A 20,470-nucleotide genomic window follows, 5' to 3' on the forward strand; every position below is an offset into this window, starting at 1 on the left:
TTTCTCCTAATTCCTTTTTGTCTTCATGCTCAAGCCTATTCTTTGTCTTTCCTTGTCAATGCTAATTATACTAACATTTACCGTATCGCCAACCTGCACTGCTTCCATTGGATTCTTAATATATTTATCGCTCATTTCAGATATGTGGACAAGTCCGTCCTGTTTTACACCTATATCTACAAAAGCTCCAAAATCCACTACGTTTCTTACGGTTCCTGTAAGCTTCATTCCAACTTCCATGTCTTCGAATTTCATTACATCGCTTCTAAAAATTACCTTAGGCATTTCATCCCTAGGGTCTCTTCCAGGTTTCCTGATTTCTTCGATTATATCGGTTAATGTTGGAACTCCTATATTCAGCTCTTCAGACAGAATTTTTATTCTTTCTTTAATTTTTTCTCTGGCCGGTTTTTTCTCTTCTTTAAATTTTATCTGAGAAAGAGCCGCCAATCCCTTCAACCTAGTGTTCTTCGAGGACATTTGAACTTTGTTGTCCTCTTTTACCTTTATTTTCATAATTCTTTCATTGATATCTCTAAGATTTCCGCTTCTCACGTCATCAACATTATATCCAAGCTTATCCAACAGATTTAATGCTATTTCATATGATTCAGGGTGCACCGCAGTTTTATCAAGGGGGTTGTCTCCGTCTGAAATTCTTAAAAACCCAGCGCATTGTTCAAATGCCTTTTCCCCCAGCATTTTAACCTTCATCAGCTCTTGCCTGTCTGTAAACTTTCCGTTTTCTTCTCTATATTTAACAACATTTTTTGCAATTGTTTTAGATACTCCCGAAACATATTGCAGCAGAGCAGTTGAAGCAGTGTTCAAATCAACTCCGACGCTGTTAACACAATCTTCTACCACTCCATCTAGTTCCTGGCCAAGCTTTGTCTGGTTAACATCATGCTGGTACTGGCCTACTCCTATACTCTTTGGATCTATTTTTACAAGTTCGGCAAGTGGATCTTGAAGCCTTCTACCTATTGAAATCGCACCTCTTATTGTAACATCAAGGTCTGGATATTCTTCCTGAGCCTGCTTTGAAGCAGAGTATACTGAAGCGCCTGCTTCACTTACTATTGTGTATGTAGTATTTTTATCAAGATTTGGAATCATATCTGCAACAACCTGTTCTGTTTCTCTTGATGCAGTTCCATTTCCTATTGTTATTACATCTACATCGTATTTATTGATAAATTCAGTCATAATTTTCTGAGATTTTTTAACCTCATTTTTCGGCTCGCTTGGATAAATAACACCCTGGTCCATAAACTTTCCTGTTCCATCAAGCACAGCCAGCTTACAGCCGGTTCTGTATCCGGGGTCTATTGCAAGTATTCTTACATCTTTAACCGGAGGCACCATAAGCAGATTTTTTGTATTTTTTCCAAACACCTTAATGGCTTCTGCTTCTGCTCTTTCCGTAAGCATATTTCTTACTTCTCTTTCAATAGAAGGAGAAATAAGTCTTTTGTATCCGTCAGAAATTGCAGACAAATAATAATCAGCCGTAATTGCCGATTCATTTTTTATTTCTTTTGATATTAAATAATTTACCGCTTTATCATCAGGAGTTTTTAATTTGACTTTCAGTTTATTTTCTTTCTCGCCTCTGTTAATGGCAAGTATTCTATGATTTGCAACTTTGTTGACTGCTTCTTCAAATTTGTAGTACATTTCATATACTGTTTTTTCTTCTTCATTTGCTGCCTCAGAAGTAATTATACCGTCTGATATATACATTTCTCTTATATGCTTTCTGTAATCCGCGTTGTCCGAAACCATTTCTGCAATTATGTCACACGCTCCACCAAATGCTTCCTTGACATTCTTAACTCCCTTTTCTGCATCTATGTAAGGTTTAGCAATTTCTTCAAGATCACCTTCCATTAAATTCTGTGCAAGTATAATCTTTGATAAAGGTTCAAGCCCTTTTTCTCTTGCCTTTGATGCACGAGTTGATTTTTTCTGCTTGTATGGTCTATATAAATCCTCTACGCGCTGCATTACATCAGCCTTTGATATTTCATTCTTTAATTCTTCAGTAAGTTTTCCCTGTTCTTCAATAAGGCGAATAACTTCTTCCTTGCGGGCTTCCAGATTTCTCAAGTAAACCAGCCTGTCATACAGGTCTCTCAAAACGACATCGTCCAGAGATCCTGTCTGCTCTTTACGGTAACGAGCTATAAACGGAATTGTATTCCCCTCATCAATTAGTTTTACAGTGTTCTCAACCTGAAAAGGCTTGATGTTAAATTCATCGCATAAAATTTTGTTAATATCTATCATACTCTCTCCCTTTAACAACAGGCGAACCATGTTCAGCTGTCTTACGCCTGCCCATATGTCCACCTATGTTTTTTTATTGTTCCAATGATTTCATTTTAAGGTATTCATTCATAAACATATCCAGATTTCCGTCCATTACCGACTGTACATTTGCTGTCTCGGCATTCGTTCGGTGATCCTTGACCATGCTGTAGGGGTGAAATACATATGATCGTATCTGACTCCCCCATGCGATTTGATTGTATTTCCCCTGAATATCCTCTATTTTTTCCTTGTTTTCCAGCTGTTTGATTTCCAAAAGCTTTGATATAAGCATTTTCATTGCCGTTTCTTTGTTGCTGTGCTGTGACCTTTGATTCTGACATGAAACCACTATGCCTGTTGGTATATGTGTTATACGTATTGCAGAATCAGTAGTATTTACATGCTGCCCGCCCGCTCCGCTTGAGCGGTAGGTATCAACACGAATATCTGATTCATTTATTTCAACGTCATTATCATCGTCCATCTCAGGCGTTACATCCACAGAAGCAAAGGACGTGTGTCGTTTCTTGGCAGTATCAAACGGAGAAATCCTCACTAAGCGGTGCACACCTTTCTCTGATTTCAGATAGCCGTACGCGTTTTCCCCTTCAACCAGAAGAGTTACGCTCTTGATGCCGGCCTCCGTATCAGGCAGTATATCCAGTACCGTAGCTGCATACCCATGTGCTTCAATCCATCTGGAATACATCCTGTAAAGCATGTCGGCCCAGTCCTGTGCCTCTGTTCCTCCGGCTCCGGCGTGAATGGAAATAATTGCGTTATTCTTATCGAATTCGCCGCTTAAAAGCGCAACAATTCTTGCATCATCCAGCATCTTTCCGACTTTTTCAATTGTTTCCTCCAGCTCCGGCAGATGAGATTCATCATCTTCCTCCCGAATCATTTCGGTCATAATCTCAAGATCCTCAACCTGCTGCTTTAAATTCAAAAAATGCTCTATTTTTGATGTGTTGTGCTTTAGCTTCTGTGATACTTTCTGAGCTTTTTCCTGGTCATTCCAAAATTCCGGCTCCTGCATTTCAGATTCAAGCAATATATTTTCTTCCTTTAACTTTTCAAAGTCAAAGTGAACCACCAACCTCTGCTAATATAGAGTTAAATTTTTTTAAACTCTCATTAATTTCATAAAAATCTATCAATTTATCAACTCCTTCTTATTCTTCATTCGCTCCGCAGCATTTCTTGTATTTCTTTCCGCTTCCGCAAGGACACGGATCATTCCTGCCTATTTTTTTCTCTCTTTTTACCACAGGCTGAGGCTTGCCTGTTCCTCCGGTATTTCCGCCGCTGGTACCTGTAATCTTGGCAACCTCTTTACGCTGCATTTTTTCCTGAGGTCTCACTCTCATAAGCATTTTAACTGTATCTTCTTGAATTGATGACGTCATTTCCTCAAACATGTCGAACCCTTCTACCTGGTATGCTCTCACAGGATCCTCGTTTCCTATTGCACGGAGGCCTATTCCCTGTCTCAGCTGATCCATAGCATCAATGTGATCCATCCATTTCATATCAACATTTTTCAAAAGTACAATTCTCTCTATTTCTCTGAAGATTTCCTCTCCGAATTCCGATTCCTGCCTTGCATAATGCCTGTCAATGGCACTCTTTGCCCTTTCTCTCATCATATCTTTTGTAATGTCTTCTTTTTTCTCGCCGTCAAAACTGATTAATAATGAAAAAGTATCTTGTATATATTTTGAATATTCTGCAATATTCCAATTATCGGAGTATCTTTCTTCGGTCGTATACATCCTGATTCCCTTATCAATAAGGTCATTAATCATATTTGAGATGTAGTCCTTTAAATTCTCTCCCATAAGAACTCTTCTTCTTTCGGTATAAATAACCTCTCTCTGCTTATTCATTACATTGTCATATTGAAGCACATGCTTTCTTATGTCAAAATTTCTGCCTTCAACTCTTGATTGCGCCGTTTCAATAGTCCTTGTCAGCATTCCTGCCTCCAGCGGCTCATCCTCGGGCATCTTAAGGGTTTCAATTATTGATTTTACCTTGTCTCCGGCAAAAAGCCTCATAAGGTCGTCTTCAAGAGAGATATAAAAACGCGTGGAACCTGGGTCTCCCTGTCTTCCGGCACGCCCTCTAAGCTGATTATCTATACGTCTGGATTCATGACGTTCAGTACCGATAATATGAAGCCCGCCTGCTTCTCTTACCTTTTCCTGCTCATCTCTGAGTTCATCTCTTGACTGCGCCAGAAGTTCTTTGTATACTCTTCTTGCCTCAGTTACTTCAGGGTCCTCTGTATCGTTAAATCCGTCTGCCTGTGCTATCAGCTCATCAGAAAATCCATTTTTTTTCATCTTGTGCTTAGCAAGGTATTCGGGATTTCCTCCCAGAACAATGTCCGTACCTCTACCGGCCATATTTGTGGCAATGGTAACAGCACCGAGACGTCCTGCCTGAGCAACAATTTCAGCTTCCTTATCATGCTGTTTTGCATTTAGTACTTCATGTTTAATGCCCTGTTTTTTTAGTATTTTGCTCAATAATTCCGATTTCTCAATAGAAATTGTACCTACTAGTACAGGCTGACCATTTTTGTTTCTTTCTATTATTTCATTTATAACTGCTTTGAATTTTCCTACTTCTCCCTTATATACAACATCTTCAAAGTCTTTTCTTGCTATCGGTTTATTTGTAGGTATTTCAATAACATCAACACCGTAAATTTCCCTGAATTCTTCTTCCTCTGTCTTAGCTGTACCCGTCATACCTGATAATTTCTTGTACATTCTGAAATAGTTTTGAAATGTAATGGTTGCAAGTGTTTTTGATTCTTTTCTGACTTCGATTCTTTCTTTTGCTTCTATTGCCTGGTGCAGACCGTTTGAATACCTTCTGCCGTACATAATACGTCCGGTAAATTCATCTACAATCAGAACTTCCCCATCTTTTACGATGTAGTCAATATCCCTTTTCATGGTGTTGTGTGCCTTCAAAGCCTGATTAATATGATGAGAAATTTCCATATTTTCCTGATCTGCAAGATTTTCAATATTGAAGAATTTCTCGGCTTTGGTTAAACCTCTGGCAGTCAGCGTAACATTCTTGCCTTTTTCATCAACTATATAATCAACGGTATCATCTTCGTCGATATCGCCCATTATATAATCCATTTTAGATTTTTTGTCTTCGGGTAATTGTACTTTTCCCTTCAAGGTTATAACAAAACTATTTGCCATTTCATAAAGACTGGTAGATTTGTCTCCTTCTCCGGATATAATCAGCGGAGTTCTGGCTTCATCTATCAGTATTGAGTCCACTTCGTCTATGATACAGTAGTTCAAATCTCTTTGAACCATCTCTTCTTTTCTTATAACCATGTTGTCTCTCAGGTAGTCAAAACCGAATTCATTATTTGTACCGTAAGTTATATCATATCTGTACGCTTTCATTCTGTCAGCTTTGGTTATTCCATGGACAATACATCCTACACTGAGTCCTAAAAAATTATGAACCTTGCCCATCCATTCACAGTCACGTTTTGCCAGATAATCATTGACTGTTATAACATGTACGCCTTTTCCTTCCAGTGCATTCAAATAAACCGGCAAAGTTGAAACCAGTGTCTTACCTTCACCTGTTCTCATTTCGGCTATACGCCCCTGATGAAGCACAATGCCTCCTATGAGCTGAACTCGGTAATGTTTTTGACCCAAAACTCTCCAAGCAGCTTCTCTGACAACTGCGAATGCCTCGGGCAGAATATCATCCTTCGTTTCTCCTTTAGCAAGTCTTTCCTTAAATTCCTGAGTTTTTGCTTTAAGCTGTGCATCGCTTAGATTTGTCATTTCACTTTCTAACGACAAAATTTTGCTCACAGTTGGCTCTAATCTTTTAACTTCTTTTTCACTATACGAACCGAAAATTTTCTCTAAAAATTTTTTCATATTGCATCCTTTCTCTATACTAAGGTTGAACTGAAATGCCCGGCTGCATATCCGGAACTCCATGCCCACTGAAGATTAAATCCTCCGCAATCGCCGTCAACATCAAGTATCTCTCCCGCTAAAAATAATCCTTTTACTTTCAATGATTCAAGAGTATTAGAATTCACTTCGGACATATCCACCCCACCGGCAGTTGCCTGAGCCTGCTGCCATGAATTGTGATCTGTCACCTCAAATTTCCAATCCTTTAATATATCTATTATTTTATATATTTCCTTCTTATTCAGCTTTCCGCACTTTTTATCGAATTTCTCAAATCCAGCCTCCGTCAAAATTACAGGTATTAACTTTTTGTTAATAAATCCTATCAATCCATCTCCGATGCTTTTGTATCCAATTTTATTAAATCTGGTATTTAATATATCATAAAGATCAAATTTCGATATTTGCGGAAACATATCAACAGAAATATAGACTCTGTGATTCTTATTCAGCTCTTCAACAATCATTCTGCTTATCTGCAGTATAGGAGGTCCCGAAATTCCGTATTCGGTAAACAGTATTTCTCCATCCTCCTCACGTATGACTTTTTTGTCTGTGAATCCTTTAACCACTCCGTCAAACCTTATTCCTGCTATTCTTTTAAAAAATTTCCCATTAAGCTTAAGTTGTACTAATGCCGGAAATGGGTTTATTATTCTATGTCCCAACGATGATGCAATTTCAAACCCTTTGCCGTCAGATCCCAACTGGGGGCTGGCTTTTCCTCCGGTGGCCAAAATTACTTTATCTGCATAATGGACACTATCCCTACCAATAATACTGAATTTGTCTTTATTTTTTCTTAATTCCAAAACTTCAAATTCTGTAACCTCTCCAACATTAAGTCTCTCGACTTCATACCTGAGCACATCCAGTACGCTTGACGCCTGCAGTGAACCCGGGTACACTTTGCCTTGATCTCCTATATAGGGATTTATCCCCAGATCCTCAAAAAAGTTTAATGTTTTCTTTAAATCAAAAAATTCTAATATATTTTCAGCTAGCTTTGTGTTTTTCCCGTGGTATTTGTCAATTGACAAATTCATATTAGTATAGTTGCACCTGCCATTACCGGTTGCCAGTATTTTCTTCCCGACTTTATTTAATTTTTCATATATTGCAACTTCGGAACCATTTCTTGCCGCAGCTATTGCCGCTGTCAGCCCGGAGGCTCCTCCGCCGATAACAGCTATTTTCATAATATCATCCTTATTTTTTCATAGGTTTATATGTTTTAATAATTTGTTCAGCAATCTTAAGCCCGTCTATTGATGCGGACATAATTCCTCCCGCATAACCTGAGCCTTCTCCGCATGGATAAATTCCCTTTATGCTGCTTTGCAAATCGTCATCTCTTGTTATTCTTAAGGGTGATGACGTCCTTGTTTCAACTCCCGTTAACAAAGCATCATCTCTGTCAAAATTATCAAGCCACTTTCCAAAAGCAGTTATTCCCTCTGCAAGGCTTTCACATACATAGTCCGGAAGGCATTCCCATAAATTTGCAAAACTTGCTCCAGGCCTGTATGTTGGATATATTTCTCCATATGATGTGGAAACTTTTTTTTCTTTAAAATCCTTGAACAATTGAACCGGAGCATGGTAATTTCCTCCCGCAATCTCAAATGCCTTCTGCTCAAATTTTCTTTGAAAATCAATTCCTGCAATTGGATTTTCCTTTCCACCGAAATCTTCCGGATCAATTGAAACCACAACCGCTGCATTAGCATTTTCCAAATCTCTGTCATGAAAGCTCATACCGTTTGTAACTACTCCTCCTTTTTCAGAAGAAGATGCCGTAACTACTCCTCCGGGACACATGCAAAACGTATAACAGCTTCTCCCGTTTTTGCACTTGTGCACAAACTTATAGTCTGCCGGACCCAGCTTTGGATTTCCTGCCATGCTGCCGTACTGAGCTTCGCTTATCATTTGCTGAGGGTGCTCTATCCTTACTCCCATAGCAAAAGGCTTCGCCTTTAGTTCAAGCTTACCATTAAGCATCTCAAATGTGTCTCTGGCACTGTGTCCTATTGCAAGCACCAGAGCATCTGTTTCAATTATATCACTTTCAGTAACTATTCTGTATATATTACCATTTTTAACATTAATATCCGTTAGGCATTCCTCAAAACGAAACGTTCCTCCCAGCTCTATGATTTTTTTTCTTATATTTACAAGACATCCTCTCAGTAAATCTGTTCCTATGTGCGGCTTATTTATATACGTGATTTCAGACGGAGCTCCTGCTTCCACAAATTCTTCCAGAACTTTTTTACCTCTTTTTGACCTGTCCTTGATGAGCGTATTAAGTTTTCCGTCAGAAAAAGTTCCCGCACCGCCTTCACCGAACTGAATGTTTGACCTTAAGTCCAAAGCACCGTCTCTCCAAAACTTATCAATGTCCTTAACCCGTTCTTTTACCTTTTTTCCTCTTTCAAGGATTATTGGGTCATATCCCTTTTCAGCCAGCAAAAGAGCGCAAAACAGCCCAGCAGGTCCGCATCCTACTATCACGGGCCTGCTATTAAGCGGCTTTTCACCTGTTGCTTCAACCTCATAAACAAACGGCTTCACAACAGAAATATTATTATTACGTTTAGGAATTTTTATTTCACGGTCAAGCTCAACATCTAAAGCATATATAAAAAGAATTTCTTCTTTCTTTCTGGCGTCTATAGATTTTCTGAATACTGACAATGATTTTATTTCTTCTTTTTTTACTTTAAGCGCTTCTGCCGCTTTTATATATAAATCCTCTTCATTGTGATCAATGGAAAGTTTAACCTGCTGTATCCTTATCATGTTACACCTCTTACGTTTTTATACTAGCATTAAAATCACCATATTTCATAGCTTTACCATTATACCATACATTTAAAAATATTCTATGTGTTTTTTTTAATTTATCAAAGTCTTGGCATGGCAAGCCTTCTTTTTTATTGCTGATATATTGATAATAAAATATAAAATCGAATAAAATGATAGTACAATGGCACCTGATAAGCATACAGCTGTGATTATTTATTAAAAAATGTTGACACATATAAATATATGTGTTATCATAAATAAGTATTGCAGATGTATTTATAGATATCACATATTTTTAGAGATCATATAACTATTTGTGTATATGGTTTGTAAAAATGTGTGATTTTTTTTAACTTACAATTGGGATATAAATAAAAAATAGGAGGTACCTAATGAATAAAGGTACGGTAAAATGGTTTAACGCAGATAAAGGATTTGGATTTATTACATCTGAAGGCGGAGATGATGTGTTTGTTCACTTTTCATCTATCCAAGAAGAAGGATTTAAATCCTTAGACGAAGGTCAGGCAGTTAGCTTTGACATTACTCAGGGAAACAGAGGAATGCAAGCTGCTAATGTAAAAAGAATATAATTAAATATTTTATTACAAGAGCATTAAAAACCGGAAATTAATTTTTTCGGTTTTTTTAATTTCAATAATATTATATGTTTCAGCAAATATTGATAAAACCTACATTTTTTGGTTTGTCCCTTTATTCACTTAAATGTATTCATAAAAAATTAACCACCTTTCTAATCATGCATACATTGAGTATTACAAGAAATCATTTAAATATTCGGAGGTTGAAAATCTTATGAATGCTAAACATTTTAATTTACACAAACCTTATAAGGTACATAATCTGTTAAATTTAATACCGATAACCGAGACAGGGTTTATTAAAGTAAAAGTAATAACAGAATTTGAAAATATCCCTTTAGAAAATTCGATCATAACAATTTATGCATCCTTGGATGAATTAATACCGATTGAAACCGTAACAACAGATGGTAATGGAGATGCCCCAGTAATAGAAATACCTGTAGCATATAATCCCAACATTGCTGAAATGAGCCCTGAATATCCTTATACAGATTACAATATAAGAGTAATGCATGAAAATTATTACCCCGTATTGATATACGACATTCAAGTATTCCCAAATATTACTACAAATTTTATTGTGCACATGAACCGCATACCAACTAATGCGCCTTATCCGCGTAAAGAAAGAACAACAATAATTCCCAGGATATAGATAAAATTCACAAAATCCAATAAAACATTCTTTGTATTTTTTGATTCTTCAGCAATCATAATAATAATATTGATTTTGAGTATATTAATTACAAATCAAAAATTTCGACTTAAAAGACTGATAAAGGTGATATAATGAATAAAAAAAATAAGTCCATACTGCTGATGTTATTTTCTGCATTTACCTTTTCATCTATGCAGATAATTGTTAAGCTCCTTCCTGACATACCTCTTATGGAGAAGGTGTTTTTCAGAAATTTTATAAGCCTGATTATATCATTTATAATTATCAAGAAAAATAATTTGAGCTGCTTTGGAAGCAAAGAGAACAGAAAATATTTGTTTTTTCGATACATATTCGGTTTCACAGGCATTATACTTTTTTTTTATGCAACTACACAAATGCTGGCAGCAGATGCTGCCATACTCAATAAACTCTCTCCGGTATTTGTAATAATACTGGCCCGTTGTTTTCTGAAAGAAAAAATTAATAAAACAAAAATAACTGTGCTGATAATATCCCTGGCAGGTGCAATGATGGTCATAAAACCGCAATTTAATTCATCGCTAATCCCTGCAGCTGCAGGCTTTATATCAGCGATTCTTTCCGGAGCTGCCTATATATTCATCACAATTATAGGAAACAGGGAAAGCATTTACACCACAGTATTCTGTTTTTCCTTATTATCATCAGCCAGCTGCCTTCCGTTTTTTGCATTCAGCTTTGCCATGCCCAACCTGTTCGAGCTTTTCCTGCTTACATTGCTGGGAGTTCTGGCAGCATCAGGACAAATAGCATTAACCTCTGCATACAAAGGGTGTGAAGCATCAGAGGTTTCGATTTATGATTATTCAAATATTATCTTTTCATCAATACTCGGATATATATTCCTGTCAGAAATACCTGATATGCTAAGCATACTGGGAGGTTTCACAATATTGTCAGCCTCCCTAATCTTATACATTAGTGCTAAAAAGGAAAAGACCTAAATTTCTTTGCCTTCTATGGGGCTTGACATAATAATATAGGTTTCAGTATTTCCGTAAAACTGTATTTTACCCACAAGCTCCTCTAAATGTGTCATTTCACGAAGATATGCCTTCATAATCATGCTGTGGGGACCTGTTACGTGGTAGCACTCAATAATTTCCTCTGCCTTTTTTGCAAATTCAAGAAAACTTTCCTGCTTTTCGGGTTTTATCGATGCGTTAATTAATACACATATAGGTTTACCAACCTTCTCGTTATTAATAACAGCCTTGTATCTTTCAATTACACCGTCATCTTCCAGTCTTTTTACCCTCTCAGCCACAGCCGGCGGACTTAAAGACACTTCTTTTCCCAATTCCTTCATGGAAATTCTTCCATCTTCCTGCAAAATGCTGATAATCTTCAAATCTGTCTGATCCATAATAATACCACCTTGTTTTATTAGCTATATTTTAAAAACATCTTTTTATATAACTGCGTTTTTAAAAAAACTCTTTTTAAAATTATGTACAAATGTACTTTTTCATGTTATTATACTATTAAAAGCCGGCCTATGCAAGACATATTATAAATAATTTCACAAAATTGTTTTATAATCAAAATATTTATAATTCAAATTATTATATACAAAAATTATTTCTTATGATATTATAGCATACATATTAAATTAGGTTCAAGATGAAGCTTAATTCAATAATAGAAGCATGTATATAGTAACAGAGAATATTTGACTTTTTAGTGACAATAATAATTAATATCTATTTGATTGGAGGAAATATGTCTAAACTAAAAATTACCGAAACATCTTTGAGAGATGGTCATCAGTCATTAATTGCAACAAGGTTAACTACTGACGAAATACTACCGATTTTAAAGAAAATGGATGACGCGGGTTTTCACTCAATGGAAGTCTGGGGCGGAGCTACATTTGACACATGCCTGAGATATCTGAATGAAGATCCATGGGAAAGACTTAGAAAGATTAGAGCCAATGTAAAAAACACAAAGCTTCAAATGCTTTCCAGAGGACAAAACATATTAGGATACAAAAATTATCCTGATGATATTGTAGAGAAATTTTTGAAAAATGCAATTTACGAAGGGATTGATATTGTAAGAATATTTGATGCTTTAAATGACATCCGTAATCTGCAAAAATCAATAAGTGTAATAAAAAAAGAAGGCGCACACTGCCAATGTGCAATATGCTACACCATAAGTCCAGTACACACCATTGAATATTATTTGAAATTAATCAAAGAATTTGAAAATGAAGGGGCAGATTCAATCTGCATAAAGGATATGTCGGGCATCCTTCTGCCGTATGAAGCTTATAATTTAGTAAAATCTATAAAGGAAACAACCAAGCTTCCAGTGGAATTTCACACTCACTGCACAAGCGGCGTGGCTCAGATGTCAATGCTTAAGGCAGTAGAAGCGGGTGTGGACATTGTTGATACAGCCATATCGCCTCTTTCATCAGGCACTTCACAGCCGGCAACAGAATCTCTGGCTTTGAGCCTTATTGGAACAGAAAGAGACCCTCAGCTTAACCTTGGCAGTCTTAATGCTGCTGCTGATTATTTTAAGGATGTTATGAAAAAATATATGGATAACGGCTCCTACAACATAAAAGTATTGATGACTGAGCCGAAAACACTTCAGTATCAAATACCCGGAGGAATGCTTTCCAATATGATAATGCAGATGACTTCGCTTAATGCATTAGATAAATATGAAGATGTACTGGCCGAGGTTCCAAGAGTACGAGAAGATTTGGGATTCCCTCCTCTGGTTACTCCAATGAGTCAAATGGTGGGAGCTCAAGCAGTGTTTAATGTAATCTCGGGCGGAAGATATAAAATTATTCCTACAGAAATTAAAAATTATGTAAAAGGAATGTACGGAAAACCTGCAGCTCCTATATCTGAAGATATACGAAAAAAAATAATAGGAGATGAGGAAATTATAACCGTACGACCTGCAGATTTGCTGCCAGATGAATATGAGAAACTAAAAGCTGAAATAGGAGAACTGGCAAGAACAGAACAGGATGTTTTATCCTATGCGCTGTTCCCACAGGTTGCAAAAGAATATTTTGAAAAAAGAAGCACCGAAATTGAAGACATATACGATGAACTATATATATAGCTCATTAAGTATATTCGTAAAGCTAAAACAAAGCAGCTCTAACCGATAAGTTGAGCTGCTTTGTTTTATGCCTCTTAATCTATGCCTCTAATTATATGCCTCTTAATCTATGCCTCTTAATCTATGCCTCTTAATATTTATATGTTTTTGAAATAATGTAGTATTTAATCGATATTTTCATAAAGAATATTTAGGATATGCGCTTGTCACCGTCATCATAAATTTTGTGATTTTATATCTTCAAAAATTTTATTTAAGAATGTGATGTCTTCAGCTTTATCCATAAAAATTTTTTTACCTGAATTAATTGATTCATGATCTGCGCAGGCGCTTTTACATCCGCTTATTATCAACACGCCGTCATAGACAGACCCTTCATTTACCGGTTCAAAATCTACGTCAGAATATTTATTGATAATTTCTTTAACCAACTTAGTTCTATCGTACGTTGGATTGCACCCGCCGCAGTACTTTATTCCAATTTTCATATTAGCCCTTTAATTTCTTGCTTAGTACTTTTTTAGCAAAGTCCAATAAATCGTCGCTGACGTTGTTTACCAATAAGACCCTGCTTACCTCTGGTATGTGTTTTTTTATTTCCGACTCGATGATGGTTTCAACCGTAATCTGCGCCGACGGGCAGTTTTTGCATTGCCCCATGAGCGAAATAACCACGACGCCGTCTTCAAAGGAAATAACCCTTACATCACCGTAATGCTGTGAAAGCTTAGGTCTGACATGTTTGTCTAACACATTTTCAATTTCATTAATAATCATGTAAACATGCTCCCCGGTGTTTTAGAGCCACGTCGGCTCTATTACAGTTAAATGTAATATGTGAACCGACAGAAGCGGATTTCTTTGCTTCCGCCGGATCTTTTGGCTTGATGCAATTATATGTTAATCATTAATAGCGATATTAAACAATTCAACATATTCTTTCTTAGTCATTGGTCTTGGATTGCTTGGTGTAGAGCCGTTTTCCTCAGACATGTGCGCAAGCTTATCTATGTCTTCTTTTTTAATTCCTATATCGCTGAGTGTCGGCAGTTTTATATCCTTAACCATCTGTTTAACTATTTCAACAGCATCTTTTGCAGCCTGTCTGTCATCTGCAGCAGTTGAACCCATTATTCTTCCTATTCTCGCATATCTTTCAACAGCGTAGTCAAGGCTGTATTCCATAACGTATGGAAGAAGAATTGCGTTGCATACTCCGTGAGCCGCATCATACAAACTTCCCATAGCTTCTGCCATGCAGTGTACCGATGCAACATCGGAGTGGCTGAAAGCTATACCTGCAAGAGTGCTTCCCATAAGCATTCCTGATCTTGCATCCATGTTTGTAGGATTGAAAACTGCTTCACGAATGCTTTCAGAAATCAGTTCGATTGCGTATAATGCACATGCATCTGATACAGGCTCTGATTCTGTGCATGAATATGCCTCAATAGCATGTGTAAGAGCATCTATACCTGTTGCTGCAGTGATTGAAGCTGGAAGAGAAACTAACAAATCTGGATCAAGCAGAGCAACCTTTGGTCCAAAATACTGGCTCTTTACTGTTTTCTTAAATTGTTCATTTGTGTCTGTAATTACTGAAGAAAAAGTAACTTCACTGCCTGAGCCCGCAGTTGTTGGAATTACTATAAATGGCTGAACAGGTCCCTTAACTTTCCATCTACCATAATAATCTTTCAAAGATCCGCCGTAAGTTATGATTGCTGAGGCTGCTTTAGCTGCATCTATAGGGCTTCCTCCACCCAGTGCAATTATACCGTCTGTTTTATTTTCTATTGCAAATTTTGCAGCTTCCTCTACATTATAGTCCTTAGGATTTGCTTCAATTTTATCAAAAACTGCGTATTCGATTCCTGCTTCTTCTAAATATACTGTAACTTTTGGAAGAAGTACTTTTCTTGTGCTTCCGCTTCCTGTAACAAACAGTGGTTTTTTAACGTTGAATTCTTTCAACAATTGAGGTAATTTTTTAATGCTTCCTTTGCCGAATTCGATTTTAGTAGGTAATTCAAAGGAAAATGGTTTTGTAACATTTGGGTTCATAAAATCCTCCATTATATTTATATATTTTATTCATTTTAGTAAGTACCCTCCATGTATTCTGCAGCATAATCTTACAAAATACATGGAGATGTTGTATGTCAATTCCAGCCGATTCGTTTTATTCGTACGGTTAGAAAATTGAAACCTTTAATTAATATGTTTTTCTCACGTACTCGCCTATTCTTTTAACTGCTTCTTTTAAATTTTCATCAGAATTTGCAAATACCGTACGCAAATATCCTTCTCCCATTGTGCCAAATGCAGACCCTGGAACAGTAACTACTCCCGCATACTTTACAAGTTCCTCAGCGAATTCTGCAGAAGTCTTGCCAAAAGCCTTGATATTAGCAAATGCATAGAAGCTTCCAGGAGATTTTTTACATGTTATACCCGGTATGTCGTTAAGCCCGTCTATAAGTATATCTCTTCTTCTCAGATAGTCATTGTACATTTTTTTGATTTCCTGGTCACTACCCTTCATTGCCTCTATAGCAGCTTTCTGCGTAAAAGTAGACACACATGAAACCAGTCCTTCCTGAAGCTTAGGCATTATGGATATTATTTCTTTTTTGCCAAGTACGAATCCTATTCTCCAGCCCGTCATAGCATGAGTTTTTGAAAAACTGTTTATAACCAGTACTCTGTCCCTTACTTCTGGAATCTGCGCAATGCTGAAATATTCCTTGTTGTCAAAAACCAGCCTGTCATAAACTTCATCTGATATTACTAATAGATCATATTTTTCAGCCAATTCTGCTATTTTGATTATCTCATCTTTGTCAAGAACCGAGCCAAGCGGATTGCTGGGCGAATTCAAAAGAATGGCTCTTGTTTTGCCTGTTATTGCTTTTTCAATGTCACCAGCCTGAATCTTAAAGTCATTTTCTTCATATATTGGAACAGATACAGGAACCGCTCCAGCCATCATAACCTGACCTACGTAGTTTGGAAAACAAGGATCCGGTATTATGACCTCTTCGCCCGGATTAACAGTTGAAAGCAGCGAAAGATAAATAGCTTCCATTCCTCCTACTGTAACCATTACATTTTCAAAACTGTAGTCCTTTGAATATTTTGCATATTCTTCTGCTATAGCCTGCCTTAATTCCTTCAATCCTGCATTAGGGCAATAGTGAGTAAATCCTTGGTCTATTGCCTGCTTTGCAGCTTCTTTTATGTTAACCGGAGTGTCAAAATTAGGCTCTCCAACTGTTAACTTTATGGCATCAGGATATTGTTCTGCTAAGTCAAACATTTTTCTGATACCTGAAGCAGGGTAGGTATTGGCAACATTAGATAAATATTTCATTTGAATCCTCCATTTTTTGATAACAATTATTCTTATAAAGCTATGCGTTTACCTTGCCGGGCATATGCGCCATTTTAAGATATCTCTCATATCTATACTCTGCATCTTCCTTTGCTTTTTCAAACAATTCATCTGCTTTGTCAGGGAAAAGTTTGTACAGTGATGCATATCTTACTTCGCTCATTAAAAATTCTTTAAAGTCAGCTGTTGGCTCTTTTGAATCAAGAACAAACGGATTTTCTCCATCATTTTCAAGCAGCGGATTGTATCTGTACAGTGTCCAATATCCTGCATCTACAGCTTCTTTTTCATGTATCTGAGATTTGCCCATGCCTGCCTTGATTCCATGATTTATACATGGTGAATAAGCGATTACAAGTGACGGTCCCGGATAGTTTTCAGCCTCAATTATTGCTTTAAGAGTTTGGTTTTTATCTGCACCCATAGCTATTTGAGCAACATATACATATCCATAGCTCATTGCCATCATTCCAAGGTCTTTCTTCCTTGTTCTCTTTCCGCTTGAAGCAAATTCTGCAATTGCTGCTGTAGGAGTTGCCTTTGATGACTGTCCTCCAGTATTTGAATATACTTCAGTATCAAATACAAGCAAGTTTACATTTTCGCCAGATGCAAGAACATGGTCCACTCCACCGTAACCTATGTCATAAGCCCATCCGTCTCCACCGAATATCCAGTGTGATCTTTTTACAAAGTAATCTCTTATATCATATAATTCATTTAAAAGCTTATCGCTTCCTTTTTCTTCTTCCAGCGCTGCTGTAAGTTTGTCAGCTCTATCTCTTGTTCCTTCTGATTTATCAAATCCGTCGATCCATTCATTTAAAGCATCTTTTAACTTTCCTTCTGCGCTTTCTACAGCTGCATCTGCTTTTAACTTAGCTGAACCTCTTATTTTCTGAACACCAAGGTACATACCGAAGCCATACTCAGCATTGTCTTCAAACAGTGAGAATCCCCATGAAGGTCCGTGTCCTTTTTCATTTGTTGTATATGATACCTGTGGTGAACCTCCCCAAACTGTTGAACAGCCTGCTGCATTTGAAATCATCATTCTGTCGCCGAACAGCTGTGTAACCAGTTTTGCGTAAGGTGTTTCACCGCATCCTGCACAAGCACCTGAAAATTCAAGCAGAGGTTTTTTAAACTGGCTTCCCTTAACAGTACGTTCAACTTTTTCCGGAATTTCTTTCTGAACTATTTCATTAGCAAAGTTCCAGTCATTAATATATTTCTCTCTGTTTTCTGCCAGAGGTTTCATTTCTATTGCATGCTCTTTAGCAGGACATATGTTTACACAGCTTCCGCATCCTGTACAATCCTGCGCAGATATAGCCAGATGATACTTCATATTTTTAAATCCAACTGCATTCACAGCTTTAAATCCTTCAGGAGCATTTTTCATTTCTTCTTCAGAAATAAGTGTCGGTCTTATAACAGCATGTGGACAAACGTAAGAACATTGGTTACATTGAATACATTTATCCGGATTCCACAATGGAACATCTATAGCTATTTCTCTCTTTTCCCAAGCAGTAACTCCCAGTGGGAATGAACCGTCTTCTCTCTCATTAAATGAACTTACCGGAAGATTGTCTCCCTCCTGTCTGTTCATAACAAATATTACGTCTTCTACGAATTCAGGAACTTCTGAATTTTTCTTTACAGCTTCATCTTCAGCTGTTTTCCATGACTCCGGAACGTTAACTCTTTTTATGCTTTCAATACCCTTGTCAATTGCAAGGTTATTCATATCAACAATGTTCTGTCCTTTGCTTCCGTAAGATTTTTCAACTTCGTTCTTCAGATATTTAACAAAATCCTCTGTAGGAATTATGTCCGCAAGTCTGAAAAATGCAGATTGCATTACCATGTTGATCTTTCCGCCAAGTCCAACTTCTTTTGCTATATCAACAGCATCTATGATATAAAACTTAACTTCGTTAGCCGCTATACTTCTTTTTAGAGCTGCAGGCAGGTATTTTTCAAGCTCTTCCTCGCTCCAGATACAGTTCAGCAGGAATGTTCCACCCTTTTTTATTCCTGAGGTCAGATTGTACTTACTAACATATGCCTGATTATGGCATGCAATAAAGTCCGCTCTGTTAATGTTATATGGTTCCTTAATAGGAGATTTTCCGAATCTTAGATGCGAAATAGTAAGTCCGCCTGACTTTTTAGCATCATATTCAAAGTACGCCTGAGCATAGAAATCAGTATTGTCTCCGATAATTTTAATTGCTGATTTATTAGCACTTACTGTTCCGTCAGAGCCGTATCCCCAGAATTTACATGCAATTGTTCCCTTAGGTGTCGGATCTATACTTTCATTGCTTACAGGCAGTGATTTAAATGTAACGTCATCAACAATGCTTACGGTAAAATCATTTTTTGGATTATCAAGCTTTAAATTTTCAAATACTGCAATTGCATCGTCCGGTTTGAAATCTTTCGAGCCCAGACCATATCTTCCTCCTACAATTATTGGAGCGTTTTCTGCATTGTAAAATGCATTTTTAACGTCAAGATACAGAGGTTCTCCGTTTGATCCCGGTTCTTTTGTTCTATCAAGCACAGCTATTTTTTTCACTGTCTTCGGAATTTGACGAAGCATAAATTCAGCATCGAACGGTCTGTAAAGATGAACCTCAACCAAACCTACCTTTTCTCCCTTTGCATTGAGATAATCAATGACCTCACTTATGGTTTCACATCCTGATCCCATAGCGATAATTATGTTTTCTGCATCCTCTGCACCGTAATAGTTGAAAAGTTTGTAATTTCTTCCTGTAAGTTTATTGATTTCATCCATGTATGACTGTACAACTCCCGGTACTGCATCATGGAATTTATTTATTGATTCTCTCAACTGAAAGAATACATCAGGATTCTGTGTTGTTCCTCTAAGCACCGGATGATTCGGGCTCAGAGCATGATTTCTGAATTCTTTGATGGCTTCATAATCAACCAGCTTAGCCAATTCATCATATTCAAGAACCTCAATTTTCTGCATTTCATGAGACGTTCTGAAGCCATCGAAAAAGTGAAGAACTGGAAGTCGCGATTTTATAGCACTTAAATGGGCAACAGCAGCTAAATCAAGAGCCTGCTGAACGCCACTCGATGCCAAAAGCGTAAAACCTGTCTGTCTCGTAGCCATAACGTCCTGATGGTCACCAAATATACTTAATGAATTTGATGCCAGTGAACGGGCGCTGACATGAAATACGGCTGGAAGCAATTCACCCGCAATTTTATACATGTTTGGTATTTTTAATAGTAAGCCCTGTGAAGCAGTATAGGTTGATGTCAGCGCCCCTGACTGTAGCGATCCGTGCAGCGTTCCTGCCGCACCGCCTTCTGACTGCATTTCCTTTACCAGGACGGTTTCACCGAAAATATTCTTTTTCCCCTGTGAAGCCCATTCATCAACATGGCCTGCCATTGGTGATGATGGTGTTATGGGATATATTGCGGCAACATCGGTAAAAGCATATGATGAATATGCTGCCGCCGTATTGCCGTCCATTGTTTGAGTTCTGCGTTTTGTCATATCTCTATCTCCTTG

At 37.3% G+C, this 20,470-nt stretch carries 15 protein-coding genes; 4 read left to right on the forward strand and 11 right to left on the reverse strand.

Going from position 1 to position 20,470, the window contains the following annotated elements:
• Nucleotides 1-6 precede the first annotated feature (6 nt).
• The 5 genes from ACS3UD_RS09250 to ACS3UD_RS09270 form a co-directional block, all read right to left on the reverse strand.
• The gene (locus tag ACS3UD_RS09250) at nt 7-2,292 is read right to left on the reverse strand and encodes a Tex family protein (RefSeq protein WP_308139888.1); all 2,286 of its coding nucleotides are present in this window, start codon (nt 2,290-2,292) and stop codon (nt 7-9) included.
• Nucleotides 2,293-2,365: 73 nt separating this feature from the next.
• A protein-coding gene (gene prfB, locus ACS3UD_RS09255) for a peptide chain release factor 2 (RefSeq protein ID WP_308139887.1) occupies nt 2,366-3,476 on the reverse strand; the annotation gives its coding sequence in 2 pieces (ribosomal slippage) (nt 2,366-3,400 and nt 3,402-3,476; 1,110 coding nt in all).
• A gap of 15 nt (nt 3,477-3,491) precedes the next feature.
• Nucleotides 3,492-6,254, reverse strand: a complete 2,763-nt coding sequence (secA, locus tag ACS3UD_RS09260) for a preprotein translocase subunit SecA (protein WP_308139886.1) — start codon at nt 6,252-6,254, stop codon at nt 3,492-3,494.
• A 14-nt stretch (nt 6,255-6,268) separates the two neighbouring features.
• Entirely contained in the window at nt 6,269-7,495 is a 1,227-nt protein-coding gene (locus ACS3UD_RS09265; RefSeq protein ID WP_308139885.1) for an NAD(P)/FAD-dependent oxidoreductase, read from the reverse strand.
• A gap of 10 nt (nt 7,496-7,505) precedes the next feature.
• Nucleotides 7,506-9,101: an NAD(P)/FAD-dependent oxidoreductase gene (locus ACS3UD_RS09270; RefSeq protein WP_308139884.1), complete on the reverse strand. Its 1,596-nt coding sequence runs from the start codon at nt 9,099-9,101 to the stop codon at nt 7,506-7,508.
• 398 nt (nt 9,102-9,499) lie between these two features.
• Here ACS3UD_RS09270 and ACS3UD_RS09275 point away from each other — a divergent pair, with 398 nt between their 5' ends.
• The 3 genes from ACS3UD_RS09275 (at nt 9,500) to ACS3UD_RS09285 (ending at nt 11,356) form a co-directional block, all read left to right on the forward strand.
• Nucleotides 9,500-9,700 carry a cold-shock protein gene (locus tag ACS3UD_RS09275; protein WP_308139883.1) on the forward strand — a complete coding sequence of 67 codons (201 nt, stop codon included), beginning with the start codon at nt 9,500-9,502 and terminating at the stop codon, nt 9,698-9,700.
• 223 nt (nt 9,701-9,923) lie between these two features.
• On the forward strand, nt 9,924-10,367 hold the full coding sequence (locus tag ACS3UD_RS09280; protein ID WP_308139882.1) for a hypothetical protein: 444 nt from the start codon (nt 9,924-9,926) through the stop codon (nt 10,365-10,367).
• A 134-nt stretch (nt 10,368-10,501) separates the two neighbouring features.
• Entirely contained in the window at nt 10,502-11,356 is an 855-nt protein-coding gene (locus ACS3UD_RS09285) for a DMT family transporter (protein WP_308139881.1), read from the forward strand.
• Here ACS3UD_RS09285 and ACS3UD_RS09290 read toward each other — a convergent pair.
• Nucleotides 11,353-11,778: an Lrp/AsnC family transcriptional regulator gene (locus ACS3UD_RS09290; RefSeq protein WP_213925317.1), complete on the reverse strand. Its 426-nt coding sequence runs from the start codon at nt 11,776-11,778 to the stop codon at nt 11,353-11,355. The two genes, ACS3UD_RS09285 and ACS3UD_RS09290, sit on opposite strands and share 4 nt — an antisense overlap.
• A gap of 356 nt (nt 11,779-12,134) precedes the next feature.
• On the opposite strand from ACS3UD_RS09290, the gene ACS3UD_RS09295 reads away from it, so the two are divergent.
• The gene (locus ACS3UD_RS09295) at nt 12,135-13,508 is read left to right on the forward strand and encodes an oxaloacetate decarboxylase subunit alpha (protein ID WP_308139880.1); all 1,374 of its coding nucleotides are present in this window, start codon (nt 12,135-12,137) and stop codon (nt 13,506-13,508) included.
• Between the two features lie 215 nt (nt 13,509-13,723).
• Here ACS3UD_RS09295 and ACS3UD_RS09300 read toward each other — a convergent pair whose 3' ends face one another.
• The 5 genes from ACS3UD_RS09300 to nifJ form a co-directional block, all read right to left on the reverse strand.
• Nucleotides 13,724-13,996 carry a hypothetical protein gene (locus ACS3UD_RS09300; RefSeq protein WP_308139879.1) on the reverse strand — a complete coding sequence of 91 codons (273 nt, stop codon included), beginning with the start codon at nt 13,994-13,996 and terminating at the stop codon, nt 13,724-13,726.
• A 1-nt stretch (nt 13,997) separates the two neighbouring features.
• Nucleotides 13,998-14,285, reverse strand: coding sequence for a NifU family protein (locus tag ACS3UD_RS09305; protein WP_308139878.1), 288 nt, complete (start codon nt 14,283-14,285; stop codon nt 13,998-14,000).
• 123 nt (nt 14,286-14,408) lie between these two features.
• Nucleotides 14,409-15,572, reverse strand: coding sequence for an iron-containing alcohol dehydrogenase (locus ACS3UD_RS09310; RefSeq protein WP_308139877.1), 1,164 nt, complete (start codon nt 15,570-15,572; stop codon nt 14,409-14,411).
• A 151-nt stretch (nt 15,573-15,723) separates the two neighbouring features.
• On the reverse strand, nt 15,724-16,881 hold the full coding sequence (locus tag ACS3UD_RS09315) for a pyridoxal phosphate-dependent aminotransferase (RefSeq protein ID WP_308139876.1): 1,158 nt from the start codon (nt 16,879-16,881) through the stop codon (nt 15,724-15,726).
• 40 nt (nt 16,882-16,921) lie between these two features.
• The gene (gene nifJ / locus ACS3UD_RS09320; protein WP_308139875.1) at nt 16,922-20,455 is read right to left on the reverse strand and encodes a pyruvate:ferredoxin (flavodoxin) oxidoreductase; all 3,534 of its coding nucleotides are present in this window, start codon (nt 20,453-20,455) and stop codon (nt 16,922-16,924) included.
• Nucleotides 20,456-20,470: the final 15 nt, after the last annotated feature.

Source organism: Sedimentibacter sp. LTW-03 (assembly GCF_052059825.1).
In the GTDB taxonomy this organism is placed as follows: domain Bacteria; phylum Bacillota; class Clostridia; order Tissierellales; family Sedimentibacteraceae; genus Sedimentibacter.